Annotated in this window: 9 protein-coding genes and 1 pseudogene; 9 read left to right on the forward strand and 1 reads right to left on the reverse strand. The window is 73.0% G+C overall.

Annotated elements, in window-relative coordinates; all coding sequences use genetic code 11:
• Positions 1 to 773: 773 nt before the first annotated feature.
• From ureA to DDQ41_RS20615, 8 genes and pseudogenes are all read left to right on the forward strand, one after another.
• A pseudogene (gene ureA / locus DDQ41_RS20580) lies at positions 774 to 1448 on the forward strand (urease subunit gamma); the annotation flags it as partial.
• A 422-nt stretch (positions 1449 to 1870) separates the two neighbouring features.
• A complete protein-coding gene (locus tag DDQ41_RS20585) occupies positions 1871 to 3562 on the forward strand; it encodes an urease subunit alpha (RefSeq protein WP_109295809.1) in 1692 nt (563 codons plus the stop codon).
• A 49-nt stretch (positions 3563 to 3611) separates the two neighbouring features.
• Positions 3612 to 4631 carry an agmatine deiminase family protein gene (locus tag DDQ41_RS20590; protein ID WP_109295810.1) on the forward strand — a complete coding sequence of 340 codons (1020 nt, stop codon included), beginning with the start codon at positions 3612 to 3614 and terminating at the stop codon, positions 4629 to 4631.
• 246 nt (positions 4632 to 4877) lie between these two features.
• A complete protein-coding gene (locus tag DDQ41_RS20595) occupies positions 4878 to 5417 on the forward strand; it encodes a TetR/AcrR family transcriptional regulator (protein ID WP_373995471.1) in 540 nt (179 codons plus the stop codon).
• A 379-nt stretch (positions 5418 to 5796) separates the two neighbouring features.
• Positions 5797 to 7422, forward strand: coding sequence for a citramalate synthase (gene cimA / locus DDQ41_RS20600; protein ID WP_109295812.1), 1626 nt, complete (start codon positions 5797 to 5799; stop codon positions 7420 to 7422).
• 135 nt (positions 7423 to 7557) lie between these two features.
• Positions 7558 to 8883, forward strand: coding sequence for a hypothetical protein (locus DDQ41_RS20605; RefSeq protein ID WP_109295813.1), 1326 nt, complete (start codon positions 7558 to 7560; stop codon positions 8881 to 8883).
• Positions 8883 to 9155: a DUF1876 domain-containing protein gene (locus tag DDQ41_RS20610; protein WP_109295814.1), complete on the forward strand. Its 273-nt coding sequence runs from the start codon at positions 8883 to 8885 to the stop codon at positions 9153 to 9155. The genes DDQ41_RS20605 and DDQ41_RS20610 overlap by 1 nt, the downstream gene beginning before the upstream one ends.
• A gap of 607 nt (positions 9156 to 9762) precedes the next feature.
• Positions 9763 to 10290: a GNAT family N-acetyltransferase gene (locus DDQ41_RS20615; RefSeq protein WP_109295815.1), complete on the forward strand. Its 528-nt coding sequence runs from the start codon at positions 9763 to 9765 to the stop codon at positions 10288 to 10290.
• A 172-nt stretch (positions 10291 to 10462) separates the two neighbouring features.
• Here DDQ41_RS20615 and DDQ41_RS20620 read toward each other — a convergent pair whose 3' ends face one another.
• On the reverse strand, positions 10463 to 11089 hold the full coding sequence (locus DDQ41_RS20620; RefSeq protein WP_109297847.1) for a YceI family protein: 627 nt from the start codon (positions 11087 to 11089) through the stop codon (positions 10463 to 10465).
• Between the two features lie 981 nt (positions 11090 to 12070).
• On the opposite strand from DDQ41_RS20620, the gene DDQ41_RS20625 reads away from it, so the two are divergent.
• The gene (locus tag DDQ41_RS20625) at positions 12071 to 13654 is read left to right on the forward strand and encodes an acyl-CoA carboxylase subunit beta (protein ID WP_109295816.1); all 1584 of its coding nucleotides are present in this window, start codon (positions 12071 to 12073) and stop codon (positions 13652 to 13654) included.
• The last annotated feature ends 16 nt before the right edge of the window (positions 13655 to 13670 follow it).

Genomic DNA, 13670 nt, shown 5'->3' on the forward strand with positions numbered 1-13670 from the left:
AACCGCCCCGTCGCCTGGCGGGAGCCGCGACGGGCCGGCCACGGGGACCGGGTGGCCCTCGTCCGGGCCGCGCGGTTCCCCGGCGGTCCCTCCGTTGTCTCCCGTGGTCCTCCGTTGTCCTCCGTTGTCCCCCGTGGTTTCTCGCCTCACGACGGCGCCGTTTCCCGCACGCTCCGGGCAGGGCCCCACCGACCACACCGGCCGCAATGGACCCACCGACCCCACCGGCCCCGACCTGTGGCCGGCCAGAGCCGTGAACCGGACCGGCCGCCCCGGTCCACGGCCCTGGACGGCCCTGACCGGCCCTGGACGGTCCGCGAAGGCCGCGCCGGCTGCCGGGGGCCGCCGCCGCTCGCGGCATCCAGCCGTCGCGGAACCGGTACGGCCCGGTACAGCCCGGTACAGCCCGGTACGGCTCCGCCCGGAGGCCCGGTCCGGAGGGCACCGCGGTCGGCCGAAGACCACCGGCCGAGACGGGGGCCTGGGCCCGGCAGGACAGCGACCGGATCACGGGACCGTCGGCCTGCGGTCGCTCCGGGGTGGTGCCCATTCCGTGCTGCTCGTCGACCGGATCGGGCGCTCTGCTGCCTCCCTCCCTCAGCAGTTCGAGTGCTGCTCAATGAGAGCGGGCACCTACCCGAGGGGGATGCTTCCGGTGAGGAGGAGTCCGGGTTAGAGTGTCGTTCAAACGCTCGGAATCGGATGTGAAGACTCCGGCGTTGTGCATCCAGTGGGAGGGCCCGGCGGGTCTCAAGGCAGGGAGGCGTGGTGACGTGCGACTGACCCCGACCGAACGGGACCGGCTGCTGCTCTTCGGGGCGGCCGAGCTGGCCCGGGCCCGGCGTGCCCGAGGGCTCAGGCTCAATGTCCCCGAGGCGACCGCGCTGATCGCCGACACGGTCTGCGAAGCGGCCCGGGACGGCCGTCGGCTCGCCGAGGCCGTCGAGGCGGCCCGCTCCGTACTCGGCCCCGAGGACGTCCTCCCCGGGGTCGCCGACGTCGTCACCGAGGTCCACGTCGAGGCGGTTTTCGATGACGGATCACGGCTCGCCGTCGTCTCCGACCCCATCGGCGGCGGGGGACTCGGCGTGTCGGCGCCCGGAGCCGTGCTGCCCGGACCCGCGGACCCCGAGCCGGAGCCCGCGGTACGGCTCACGGTGCGCAACACCGCTGCCGTGCCGGTCAGCGTCACCTCGCACTTCCACTTCTTCGAGGCCAATCCGCGGCTCGACTTCGACCGGGCGGCGGCCTACGGCATGCGGCTCTGCGTTCCGGCGGGCTCCTCCGTCCGCTTCGGCCCGGGCGACGAGGTCCGGGTGGGACTCGTGCCGATCGGCGGCGGCCGCGTCGTGATCGGCTTCGCGGGCCTGGTCGACGGTCCGCTGGACGCCCCCGGGGCGAAGGCGGAGGCTCTGCGGCGGGCGGCCGCCTGCGGCTATCTCGGCGCCGCCGGTGGACGGAGACCTCCCGACCGGAGCACCGGTGGGCAGGGGTCCGGTGGGCAGGGGTCCGGTGGGCAGGGGTCCGGTGGACAGGAGTCCGGTGGACAGGAGTCCGCCGAGCCCGGCATCGCCGAGCCCGGCACCGCCGGGCACGAGCCGGCAGCGGACCGGTCGGCAGTGGACCGGTCCACTGGGCCCGAGACCGTCCGGAGTGAGACCGTCCGGAGTGAGACCGCTCGGAGTGAGACCGTTCGGAGTGAGACCGCTCGGCAGGGTGCCGGACAGCCGGCCCGGCCGGAGACCGGTGCTCGGGAAGCAGCGCCCGAGGGCGGGGCTGAAGGGGGACCAGGTCCGCGCGACCACGGCGAGCCGCACCCCGCCCCGCGCGCATCCCGGCAGCAGGCGCCCTGCCGGCCGGAGGAGGACCGGTGACCGGCATCGATCCACACGAGTACGCGGGCGTGCACGGCCCGCGCGCCGGGGACCGGGTGGTGCTCGGCGACACCGGCCTGGTGGTCCGGGTGGAGTCCGACGCGCAGAAGCCGGGGGAGGAGTTTCTCGCCGGGTTCGGCAAGACAGCGCGTGACGGACTGCACCTCAAGGCGGCCGCCGTACGCGACACCTGCGACGTGGTCGTCAGCAACGTGCTCGTCATCGACGCCGTTCAGGGCGTCCGCAAGGTGTCCATCGGCATCCGCGAGGGCCGCATCGCGGGCATCGGCCGGGCCGGCAACCCGGACACCCTCGACGGCGTCGACGTCGTCGTGGGGACGGGTACGGCCATCGTCTCCGGCGAGGGGCTCATCGCCACGGCCGGAGCCGTGGACACCCATGTCCATCTGCTCTCGCCGAGGGTGATGGAGGCGTCGCTCGCGTCCGGTGTCACGACGGTCATCGGGCAGGAGTTCGGTCCGGTGTGGGGTGTCGGGGTCAACTCCCCGTGGGCGCTCGGGCACGCCTTCGGCGCGTTCGACGCCTGGCCCGTCAACATCGGGTTCCTGGCCCGCGGTTCGTCCTCCGGCGAGGCCCCCCTCGTCGAGGCACTCGCCGAGGGCGGTGCTTCCGGTTTCAAGGTCCATGAGGACATGGGCGCCCACACCCGCGCGCTCGACACCGCGCTGCGGGTGGCCGAGGAGTACGACGTCCAGGTCGCCCTGCACAGCGACGGCCTCAACGAATGCCTCTCGGTCGAGGACACGCTGAACGTCCTGGAGGGCCGCACCATCCACGCCTTCCACATCGAGGGCTGCGGCGGCGGGCATGTGCCCAACGTGCTGCGGATGGCGGGCGTGCCGAACGTCATCGGCTCCTCCACCAACCCGACCCTGCCCTTCGGCCGGGACGCGGTCGCCGAGCACTACGGGATGATCGTCTCCGTACACGACCTCAAGACCGACCTGCCCGGCGACGCGGCCATGGCCCGGGACCGGATCCGCGCCGGGACGATGGGGGCCGAGGACGTACTGCACGACCTCGGCGCGATCGGCATCACCTCCTCCGACGCCCAGGGCATGGGCCGCGCGGGCGAGACCGTGCGGCGCACCTTCGCCATGGCCGGGAAGATGAAGGCGGAGCTGGGCCCGATGGCGGGCGACGGGGCGCACGACGACAACGCCCGTGTCCTGCGCTACCTGGCCAAGCTGACCGTCAACCCCGCGATCGCCCACGGGCTGTCGCACGAGATCGGCTCGATCGAGCCCGGCAAGCTCGCCGACATCGTGCTGTGGAAGCCGCAGTTCTTCGGCGCGAAACCGCAGCTGGTGCTGAAGTCGGGCTTCCCGGCGTACGGGGTGACCGGCGACCCGAACGCGGCGACCGACACCTGCGAGCCGCTCGTCCTCGGGCCGCAGTTCGGGGCCCACGGCGCGACGCCGGCGGAGATCTCCGTGGCGTTCGTGTCCCGGGCCGCGGCCGCGCTCGGCGACGACACCATGCCCACCCGCCGGCGGCGTGTCGCGGTGCGCGGCACCCGCGGGATCGGCCCCCGGGACCTGCTCCTCAACTCCCGCGTCGGCCGGGTGGACGTGGACGCGCACAGCGGCCTCGTCACGCTCGACGGCGATCCCCTGCGCTCCGAGCCGCTGGAGTCCATGTCCCTGAACCGGCTGTACTTCCTCTGAACCCGCCCGAGTCCCCGAGCCCCACCGAACCCCTCCCCGAGGATCCGCGATGACGTTCCGCATGCCGCCCGAGTGGGCTCCGCACGAGCGGACCTGGATGGCCTGGCCCGGCCCCAACCCGACCTTCACCGACGGCGCGGAACTCGCCGGGGCCCGTGCCGCCTGGGCCGCCGTCGCCCGCGCGGTACGCCGCTACGAGCCGGTCACCATGGTGGTGGGACCGGGGCAGGCGGAGGGCGCGCGCGAACTGCTCGGTGCGGACGTCGAGATGGTGGAGCGCGAGCTGGACGACGCGTGGATGCGGGACATCGGCCCCACGTTCGTCACCGACGGCGAGGGCGGTCTCGCCGCTGTGGACTGGGTGTTCAACGGCTGGGGCGCCCAGGACTGGGCGCGCTGGGAGCACGACTCGAAGATCGCGCGCCATGTGGCGGACCTGGTGGACGTCCCCGTCCTCCCCTCGACGCTCGTCAACGAGGGCGGAGCGATCCACGTCGACGGCGAGGGCACGGTCCTGCTGACCGACACCGTCCAGCTCGGCGCGGGACGCAACCCCGGCTGGACCCGCGAGCAGGTCGAGGCGGAGATCCACGCCAGGCTCGGCACCGGCAAGGCGATCTGGCTGCCGCACGGACTGTCCGCCGACTACGGCAGATACGGCACCCGGGGCCATGTCGACATCGTCGCGGCGTTCGCCCGGCCGGGAGTGGTCCTCGTCCACAGCCAGCAGGACCCGGCCCACCCGGACTACGAGCGCTCCCGGACGTACGCGGAGATCCTGCGCGGTCACACGGACGCCCGCGGCCGCACGCTGGAGGTCGTCGAGGTCCCGGCGCCGACGGTGCTGAAGGACGAGCACGGGGAGTGGGTGGACTACTCCTACATCAACCACTACCTCTGCAACGGCGGAGTCGTGCTGGGCTCCTTCGACGACCCCCACGACGAGATCGCGGCCGGCGTCTTCCGCCGCCTCTTCCCGGAGCGGCGGGTGACCCTGGTCGACGCCCGGGCGGTCTTCGCGGCCGGCGGGGGCGTGCACTGCATCACCCAGCAGCAGCCGAAGGCCTGACCCGGTGGCCGGGAGCGCCTTCCACGGTGACCGTGGTGCTGCCCGGGCCGTTGGTGCTGCCGGTGCTGCCGGTGCTGCCGGTGCTGCCGGTGCTGCCGGTGCTGCCGGTGCTGCCGGTGCTGCCGGTGCCGTCGGCGGCCGTCGGCGGCCGGCCGGGGGATCGGGTAGAACGTACGGGTGAACGTTCCCCCGGGCCCCCGACGCCGCAACACCGCGCCTCCCCGCGAGGAGGTGCTCGCCGCGGCGATGGCGACGATCGCCGAGCAGGGGCTCGACCGGCTGACCATGGCCGGACTCGGCCGTGAGGTCGGAATGAGCAGCGGACACCTGCTCTACTACTTCCGCACCAAGGACGAGCTGCTGCTGCGGACCCTGGAGTGGAGCGAGGGGCGGCTCGGCGCCCGGCGGAGCGCGCTGCTGTCCCGTCCGGCCACCGCGGGCGAGCGGCTCGAGGCGTATGTGGACCTGTACGTTCCCGACGGGCCACGCGACCCGCACTGGATGCTGTGGCTGGAGGTCTGGAACCGCTCGCAGAGCGCCGACGACGACGCACGCGCCCGGCAGGCGGCCATCGAGGGCGCCTGGCACCGCGATCTCGTCGCCCTGCTCGCCGAGGGCGTCTCACGCGGCGAGTTCCGCCCCGTCGACCCGGACCGCCATGCCGCGCGGCTGCGTGCCCTGCTCGACGGCTTCAGCGTGCATGTGGCGGTCGGCATACCGGGCACCGGCCGGGATCAGGTCCTCACCCATGTACGCGAGTTCATCGCCGACTCGCTGCTCCCCTGACCGCGGTCCCGTCAGCCGTCAGCCAGCCGCCCCCTGCCGTCAGCCGCCCCTGCCGTCCGCCCCCGCGGTCGGCGCGCTGCCCGCATACTGAGACCGTTGTCCACGCGGGTGCGCATTCATGGCAAACTGCCGCTGTGCTCGCATTCGCCATGATTATCGGCAGCAGCGCGCCGGTCCGCAGTGACCGCTGACCCGTGGACGGCAATCCCCCGCGGCGGCGGCACCGTGCCCCAGACCCGCGCGCAGACCTCTCGCACCCGCGAGGGGTTTTTTCGTTTTACGGCCCCCCACCCCCGGCCGTAGACGGAGGCGCGCGAAGATGGGGGCAAGTGGAGCCAGAGCTTCCGGAGCCACTCATCCGACAGGAGTCACAACAGCCATGACCACAGAGGCCACCGACACCGATGGGTACACGGTCCTCGACGACGGCTTCCATGTCTTCGACACCACGCTGCGCGACGGAGCGCAGCGCGAGGGCATCAACCTCACCGTCGCGGACAAGCTGACCATCGCCCGGCACCTCGACGAGTTCGGCGTGGGCTTCATCGAGGGCGGCTGGCCGGGTGCCAACCCCCGGGACACGGAGTTCTTCGCCCGGGCCCGACAGGAGATCGACTTCCGGCACGCCCAGCTCGTCGCCTTCGGCGCCACCCGCCGCCCGAATGCCGTCGCCGCCGATGACCCGCAGGTCAAGGCGCTGCTGGAGTCCGGCGCCCAGGTGATCACCCTGGTGGCCAAGTCCCACGACCGCCATGTCGAACTGGCCCTGCGCACCACCCTCGACGAGAACCTGGAGATGGTCCGCGACACCGTCTCCCATCTGCGCTCGCACGGCCGGCGGGTGTTCGTCGACTGCGAGCACTTCTTCGACGGCTACCGGGCCAACCCCGCCTACGCGAAGGCGGTCGTCCGCACCGCCCACGAGGCGGGTGCCGACGTGGTCATCCTCTGCGACACCAACGGAGGCATGCTGCCCGCCCAGGTCCAGGCGGTCGTCGCCACCGTCCTCGCCGACACCGGCGCGCGCCTCGGCATCCACGCCCAGGACGACACCGGATGCGCCGTGGCGAACACGCTCGCCGCCGTCGACGCGGGTGCCACGCACGTGCAGTGCACAGCCAACGGCTACGGGGAGCGCGTCGGAAACGCCAACCTCTTCCCGGTCGTGGCGGCACTGGAGCTGAAGTACGGCAAGCAGGTGCTGCCTCCCGGCGCGCTGCGGGAGATGACCCGGATCTCGCACGCCATCGCCGAGGTCGTCAACCTGACACCATCCACCCATCAGCCCTACGTGGGTGTCTCCGCCTTCGCCCACAAGGCCGGACTGCACGCCTCCGCGATCAAGGTCGACCCGGATCTGTACCAGCACATCGATCCCGAGCAGGTCGGCAACACCATGCGGATGCTGGTCTCCGACATGGCGGGCCGCGCCTCCGTCGAACTCAAGGGCAGGGAGCTGGGTGTCGACCTCGGCGGTGACCGGGAGCTCGTCGGGCGGGTCGTCGAGCGCGTCAAGGAGCGCGAACTGCGCGGCTACACGTACGAGGCGGCCGACGCCTCCTTCGAGCTGCTGCTGCGCGCGGAGGCGGATGGGCGTGTGCTCGGCTACTTCCGCACCGAGTCCTGGCGGGTCATCGTCGAGGACCGCCCCGACGGCAGCCACGCCAACGAGGCCACGGTGAAACTGTGGGCCAAGGGCGAGCGCATCGTCGCGACCGCCGAGGGGAACGGCCCCGTCAACGCGCTGGACCGGGCGATGCGGGTGGGTCTGGAGCGGATCTACCCCCAGCTCGCCAAGCTGGAGCTGGTCGACTACCGCGTACGCATCCTCGAGGGCCGGCACGGCACGGGCTCGACCACCCGGGTGCTGACCACCACCGGCGACGGCACCGGTGAGTGGTCCACGGTGGGAGTGGGCGACAACATCATCGCCGCTTCCTGGCAGGCCCTGGAGGACGCCTACACCTACGGACTGCTGCGCGCGGGCGTCGAGCCCGCGGAGTAGCGCCCCGGTCGGCGGACCCTCCGCCGCCCCGCCGGGGGCCCCGGCCCGTCGCCGGGCCCCCGGCGCGGTACCGGCCGCCGGCGGCGTCACCAGGGACGATGTCCTCTTTCGCGGTGTTCGGGTAGCTTCGATGCTATGAGGACCAGGCCGTTCGCCCTGCTGTCCGCCCTCGCCGGGCTGGCGCTCCTGCTGCTGCTGGCCCTGGCCCCCGGCGCGGGCGCCCGGACCACGGGCGTCTCCGACGCCGCCGCCGCACTGAAGCAGGACCCGGTCTATGTCGACCCGGCCGCCCGCGCCCAGCTGTCCCCGGCTGAGGAGCAGGCCCTCGAGCAGCGGATCGTCAACGCGGACAAGCCCGTGTTCGTCGCAGTCCTGCCCGAGAGCGGGCAGTTCCCCGCGGACAGCGTGCTCCGCGATCTGCGCACCGCCACCGGGATCACCGGGCTGTACGGCGTCCGCCTCGGCGACCGCTTCGACGCGGGCGCCGACGGCACCGTGATGCCGCGGAACGCGGTGCGCAACATCGTCTCCGGGGTGAACACCCCGGGCGCGGACGCCGCCACACAGCTCGGCAACTTCGTCGACCAGGCGCTCCCGACCGTCCGCGGCAGCGCACCGGCGTCCTGGAGCGACGGGTCCGCCACCGCCGGCGCCGACACGGGTTCGCTGATCGCCGTCGGCGCCGTGCTCCTCGCGGGCGGGGCCGGCGCCTACGCCGTGGTCCGCCGCAACCGCCGCCGCAGGGCCGAGGAGGAGCGGGTCGCGCTGGACAAGCTGCGGGTGGTCGTCGACGAGGACATCACCGCCTACGGCGAGGAACTGGACCGGCTGGACTTCCACCCGTCCGAGCCGGGCGCCGACGACGCGATGCGCGCCGACTACGAACGCGCCCTGGACTCCTACGAGGAGGCCAAGGCCGCCATGGCGGCAGCGGAGCACCCCCATGACGTGCGGGTGGTCACCGGCGCACTGGAGGAGGGCCGCTTCGCGCTGGCGGTACTGGCCGCGCGCAGGGAGAACGCCCCGCTGCCGGAGCGCCGCGCCCCGTGCTTCTTCGACCCGCGCCACGGCCCGTCCACGACCGACACGAGCTGGACACCGGCGGCCGGCGCCCCCCGCGAGGTGCCCGTATGCGCCGCCGACGCGGCCCGCCTCCAGGACGGCGAGGAGCCCATGACCCGGACCGTGGAGACCGAGTCCGGCCGCCGCCCGTACTGGGAGGCCGGACCCGCCTACGGGCCCTGGGCGGGCGGATACTTCGGCGGCGCGCTGCTGCCCGGCCTGCTCGCAGGCACGCTGCTGGGCAGTGCCCTGGCCACCCCGGCGTACGGCGCCGAGTACGGCGGCGGGGACTTCGGCGGCGGCGACTTCTCCGGAGCGGACTTCGACTCCTCCGACTTCGGCGGCGGCTTCGGCGACTGGGGTTCCGGCGGCGGCTTCGACGCGGGCGGTGGTTTCTGATGCGCACCAAGAAGTGGAACGTCGAGATCGTCATCACCGAGAGTGACCGCACCACCCAGGCCGAGGCACGGCTGCGGGGGCAGCACGCGGAGCTGTACGTCGGCGAGGGCACGGCCCACCGCAACCGCGCGGACCGGGACATCCCCCATATCGGCGATGAACTGGCGGTGGCGCGGGCCCTGAACGGAGTGAGCCACTCGCTGCTGCACGAGGTGGCCACGGAGATCGAGTCCCGCACGGGCGAGCCGGTCCGCCACCTGCGCGAAGGCTGAACCGCCGGCCCGGGCAGGCGCGAGTCCCGTGCCTTTCCCGGCGTACCGGCACCTGTCATGGGCGTGCCCGCGCCTCTCCCGGCGTACCGGCACCTGTCATGGGCGTGCCCGCGCCTCCCCGGGCGTACCGGCACCTGTCATGGGCGTGCCCGCGCCTCCCCGGGCGTACCGGCACCTGTCATGGGCGTGCCCGCGCCTCCCCGGGCGTACCGGCACCTGTCATGGGCGTGCCCGCGCCTCCCCGGGCGTACCGGCACCTGTCATGGGCGTGCCCGCGCCTCTCCCGGCGTCCCCGCACCTGTCATGGGCGTGCCCGCGCCGGTCAAAGCCGCGTGTGCGGACTGTGGGCCCCGCGCCTTCCGGGACGTGCTCGCGCCCCGGTCGGGCCTCTCCTCGGCGCGGGGTCTCCCGCACCGCACCCGCGCGCGTCACCACGGAGCGGCTCCGTTCGGTGACGCGACCGGTGCGAAGCGTAGTCAGGATGGCGCGATCCCCTCTTGAGACGGCCTTGCGACTGCAAAAGACTGAGTCATGTGCCGCGACGGGCGTCCGCCCGTACGGGGGCGGCGGCACTCCACTCGTACCGGCCGACCGAGGAGGCCCCCGTATGCCCGCACCCGGGACGCGACGCACCGGATACCCCATCACCCTGGCCGACGGCACACTCACCCGGACGAGGGAGGCGGCCCCCGCCGACCTCGGTCCGGTCCAGGCGCTCCACCGCCGCTGCTCGGTCGGCACCCGCGCCATGCGCTATCACGCGGGGACGCCCGGACTGTCCGCGGCCGGCTGGCGGCTGCTGTGCGATCCGCAGCGCGGCACCACCCTCGTCACCGCCACCGCCCAGCGCGCGGACCGCATCATCGCCATGACCAACGTCATGCGCACCGACCGGCGGGGCGTCGGGGAGTTCGCCGTGCTGATCGAGGACGCCTGGCAGTCCAAGGGGCTGGGTACGGCGCTCGCCGCCCACGCGGCCGAGGTCGCCCGGAGGATCGGGCTGCACACCCTGACCGCGGCGGTCGCCGCGGTCAACACCCCGATGCTCCATGTACTGGCGAGCCTCGACGCCCCGGCCGCCCATGTCACCGGCCCGGTGGTCGACATCGAGATACCACTGCGGCGAGGGTGGTGACCGTCCCGTCCGGTCGCGGCCCGGAACCCGGTGCGCGCCGGGCGGGTGCACGCCCGGCGCGGGGGACCCCGGTGCCGAGCGGCCGCGCCCGAGGGGGCGGGGTTCGTCCGGGCGGGGAGCCCCCGCCCGGGCGGATCCAGGGGGACGGGGGCTCGTGGCGAGGCGGGCGCGGTCAGGCTGTCTGCCTGATCGCCGAGATGTCGAAGGTGAGCTTCACCTTGTCGCTGACCATCACGCCGCCGGTCTCCAGCGCCGCGTTCCAGGTCAGGCCCCAGTCGGAGCGCAGGATCTCGGCGCTGCCCTCGAAGCCGACGCGCTCGTTGCCGTAGACGTCGGTCGCCGTGCCGTGGAACTCCAGGTCGATGGAGAGCGGGCGGGTGACGTCCTTGATGGTGAGATCGCCGCTGATCCGGTAGTTCTCGCCGTCGAGCCGCTCGGCCCGGTTGGACCGGAAGGACATCACCGGGAACGTCTCGGCGTCGAAGAAGTCGCCGCTGCGCAGGTGGCCGTCACGGTCGGCGATGCCGGTGTCGATGCTGGCGATCCTGACGTCGATGGCCGCGCTGGAGCGGGAGGGGTCGGTGCCGTCCAGGTGCAGCGTGCCTTCGTGGTCGCCGAACGTGCCGCGGACGTTTGTGACCATGGCGTGGCGAACGGTGAAGCCGATGCTGCTGTGGGCGGGGTCGACGGTGTAGGTGCCGGTCAGCGCGGCCGGGGCCGGTCCCGTCGCGTGCGCGGCGGTGGCAGTGCCCGTGGCGGTGCCGGTGACGGTGGAGGTCTTGCGGTTGAACAGGCCCATGATCTGCTCCTCGGGGGCGTGGTCGGGCGGGGCGGTGGCCTTCCCGGCCACTCGTTGAACCTTCAACGACATTCAGCATAGAACCATTCCCGTTCAAAGTTCAACTTCTTTGGCCGGTCCGGATCGCCCCACGGCGCGCACTCCCGCGCCAGGCGCCCACCGGGGTGCGGCGGGGCGTCTGCGCCTGCGGCACTCCGAACGGCACTCCGAACGGCACTCCGAACGGCACTCCGAACGGCACTCCGAACGGCGCCCCGAGCAGCGGATCGGCCGCCATCCCGAACGGCGGTTCGGCCGGCGCATGGGCCCGGCCGCTTCCCGGGCCGCCCTCTCCCGGGCCGCCCCTTCCCGGCCCCGTCGCCCGTGCCCCCGCGGTCCGGCCAGGGGACCGATCCGGTGAACTCGTCGTACGAGTGCTTCCCGGCCCCCGGTGCCTCCCGGCGGTCGGCGGCGGCCCCTGCGCGCACTCGGGGCCGGCTGGAGGCCCTCGACAACGCGGAGTTCCGCCGGCCGGCCGCGGCCCGCCCGCCCGGACCCGCCGCGGCGGACTCCCGGCAGGCTGCCGCGGCGGTTCTGCCGACCCTCGTCTCCGCGGTGCCGGCGCCGCGGCGGGCGTCCACCCGGGCCCGCGGACTTCACGACGGCGAACCCGCGTGCTCCGGAACGCCGTTGGAGCGCGGCCGCGACCGGCCGGTGCGCCGGGTCCCGGAGCCCGGCCCCGCGGCGGGAGTGCCTGGGCGCCGGCCGCCGCCCCGGGACGCGCCGCGCTCCCGAAGCATCCGTGAACATCAGGTGCCGTACATTGCCGTGAGGTGGCCACCGCTCGACGTCATTGTCGGACCACGACAAATCTCAAGGGCGTTCAACTGGTAGTTCACCTGTGGTGCCAAACGGTTCTGTGTGGGGCTCACAGCAGAACGGGCGCGAGACTGTACGGAGTCAACGGCAGGATTTTCTCGGTCGGCTCCGTAGGGTTCGTACATGACCGTTTTGGACGAGACCGCGGACGAGCCGACCGACGCGCGGGGGCGTGTGGCCGAGCTGCACGCCCTTCGTGAGCAGGCGCGGCGCGGCCCCAGTGACCGGGCCACCGAGGCGCAGCACGCCAAGGGCAAGCTGACCGCGCGGGAGCGCATCGAGCTGCTGCTGGACGCGGGGTCGTTCCGAGAGGTCGAGCAGCTCCGGCGGCACCGGGCTTCGGGTTTCGGGCTCGAGTCGAGGAAGCCCTACACCGACGGCGTGATCACCGGCTGGGGTGCGGTCGAGGGCCGCACGGTCTTCGTCTACGCACACGACTTCCGGATCTTCGGCGGTGCCCTCGGCGAGGCGCACGCCACGAAGATCCACAAGATCATGGACATGGCGATCGCGGCCGGTGCGCCACTGGTGTCGCTGAACGACGGCGCCGGCGCCCGTATCCAGGAGGGCGTCTCCGCCCTGGCGGGCTACGGCGGCATCTTCCAGCGCAACACCAGGGCCTCGGGCGTCATCCCGCAGATCAGCGTCATGCTCGGCCCGTGCGCGGGCGGCGCGGCCTACTCGCCCGCGCTGACCGACTTCGTGTTCATGGTCCGTGAGACCTCGCAGATGTTCATCACCGGCCCGGACGTGGTCAAGGCGGTCACCGGGGAGGACATCACCCAGAACGGCCTCGGCGGCGCCGACGTGCACGCCGAGACGAGCGGTGTGGCGCACTTCGCCTACGACGACGAGGAGACCTGCATCGCGGAGGTCCGCTACCTGCTGTCGATGCTCCCGCAGAACAACCGGGAGAACCCGCCGCAGGCGCCGAGCGAGGACCCGGCGGACCGCCGCTCCGACGTCCTGCTCGACCTGGTCCCGGCCGACGGCAACCGCCCCTACGACATGCACAAGGTCATCGAGGAGATCGTCGACGACGGCGACTACCTGGAGATCCACGAGCGCTGGGCGCGCAACATCATCTGCGCCCTCGGACGCCTGGACGGCCAGGTCGTCGGCATCGTCGCCAACCAGCCGCAGTCGCTGGCCGGTGTCCTCGACATCGAGGCGAGCGAGAAGGCCGCCCGCTTCGTCCAGATGTGCGACGCCTTCAACATCCCGATCGTCACGCTGCTGGACGTCCCGGGCTTCCTGCCCGGAGTCGACCAGGAGCACGGCGGCATCATCCGCCACGGTGCCAAGCTCCTCTACGCCTACTGCAACGCGACCGTGCCCCGCATCTCGCTGATCCTGCGCAAGGCCTACGGCGGCGCGTACATCGTCATGGACTCCCAGTCCATCGGCGCCGACCTCACCTACGCATGGCCCACCAACGAGATCGCCGTGATGGGCGCCGAGGGTGCGGCCAACGTCATCTTCCGCCGTCAGATCGCCGACGCCGAGGACCCCGAAGCCATGCGCGCCCGCATGGTCAAGGAGTACAAGGCCGAGCTGATGCATCCCTACTACGCGGCGGAGCGCGGACTCGTCGACGACGTCATCGACCCGGCCGAGACCCGCGAGGTGCTGATCCGCTCCCTCGCCATGCTCCGTACGAAGCACGCCGACCTGCCGTCCCGCAAGCACGGCAACCCCCCGCAGTGAGCCCACGAGGAGAATG

Source organism: Streptomyces spongiicola, from assembly GCF_003122365.1.
In the GTDB taxonomy this organism is placed as follows: domain Bacteria; phylum Actinomycetota; class Actinomycetes; order Streptomycetales; family Streptomycetaceae; genus Streptomyces; species Streptomyces spongiicola.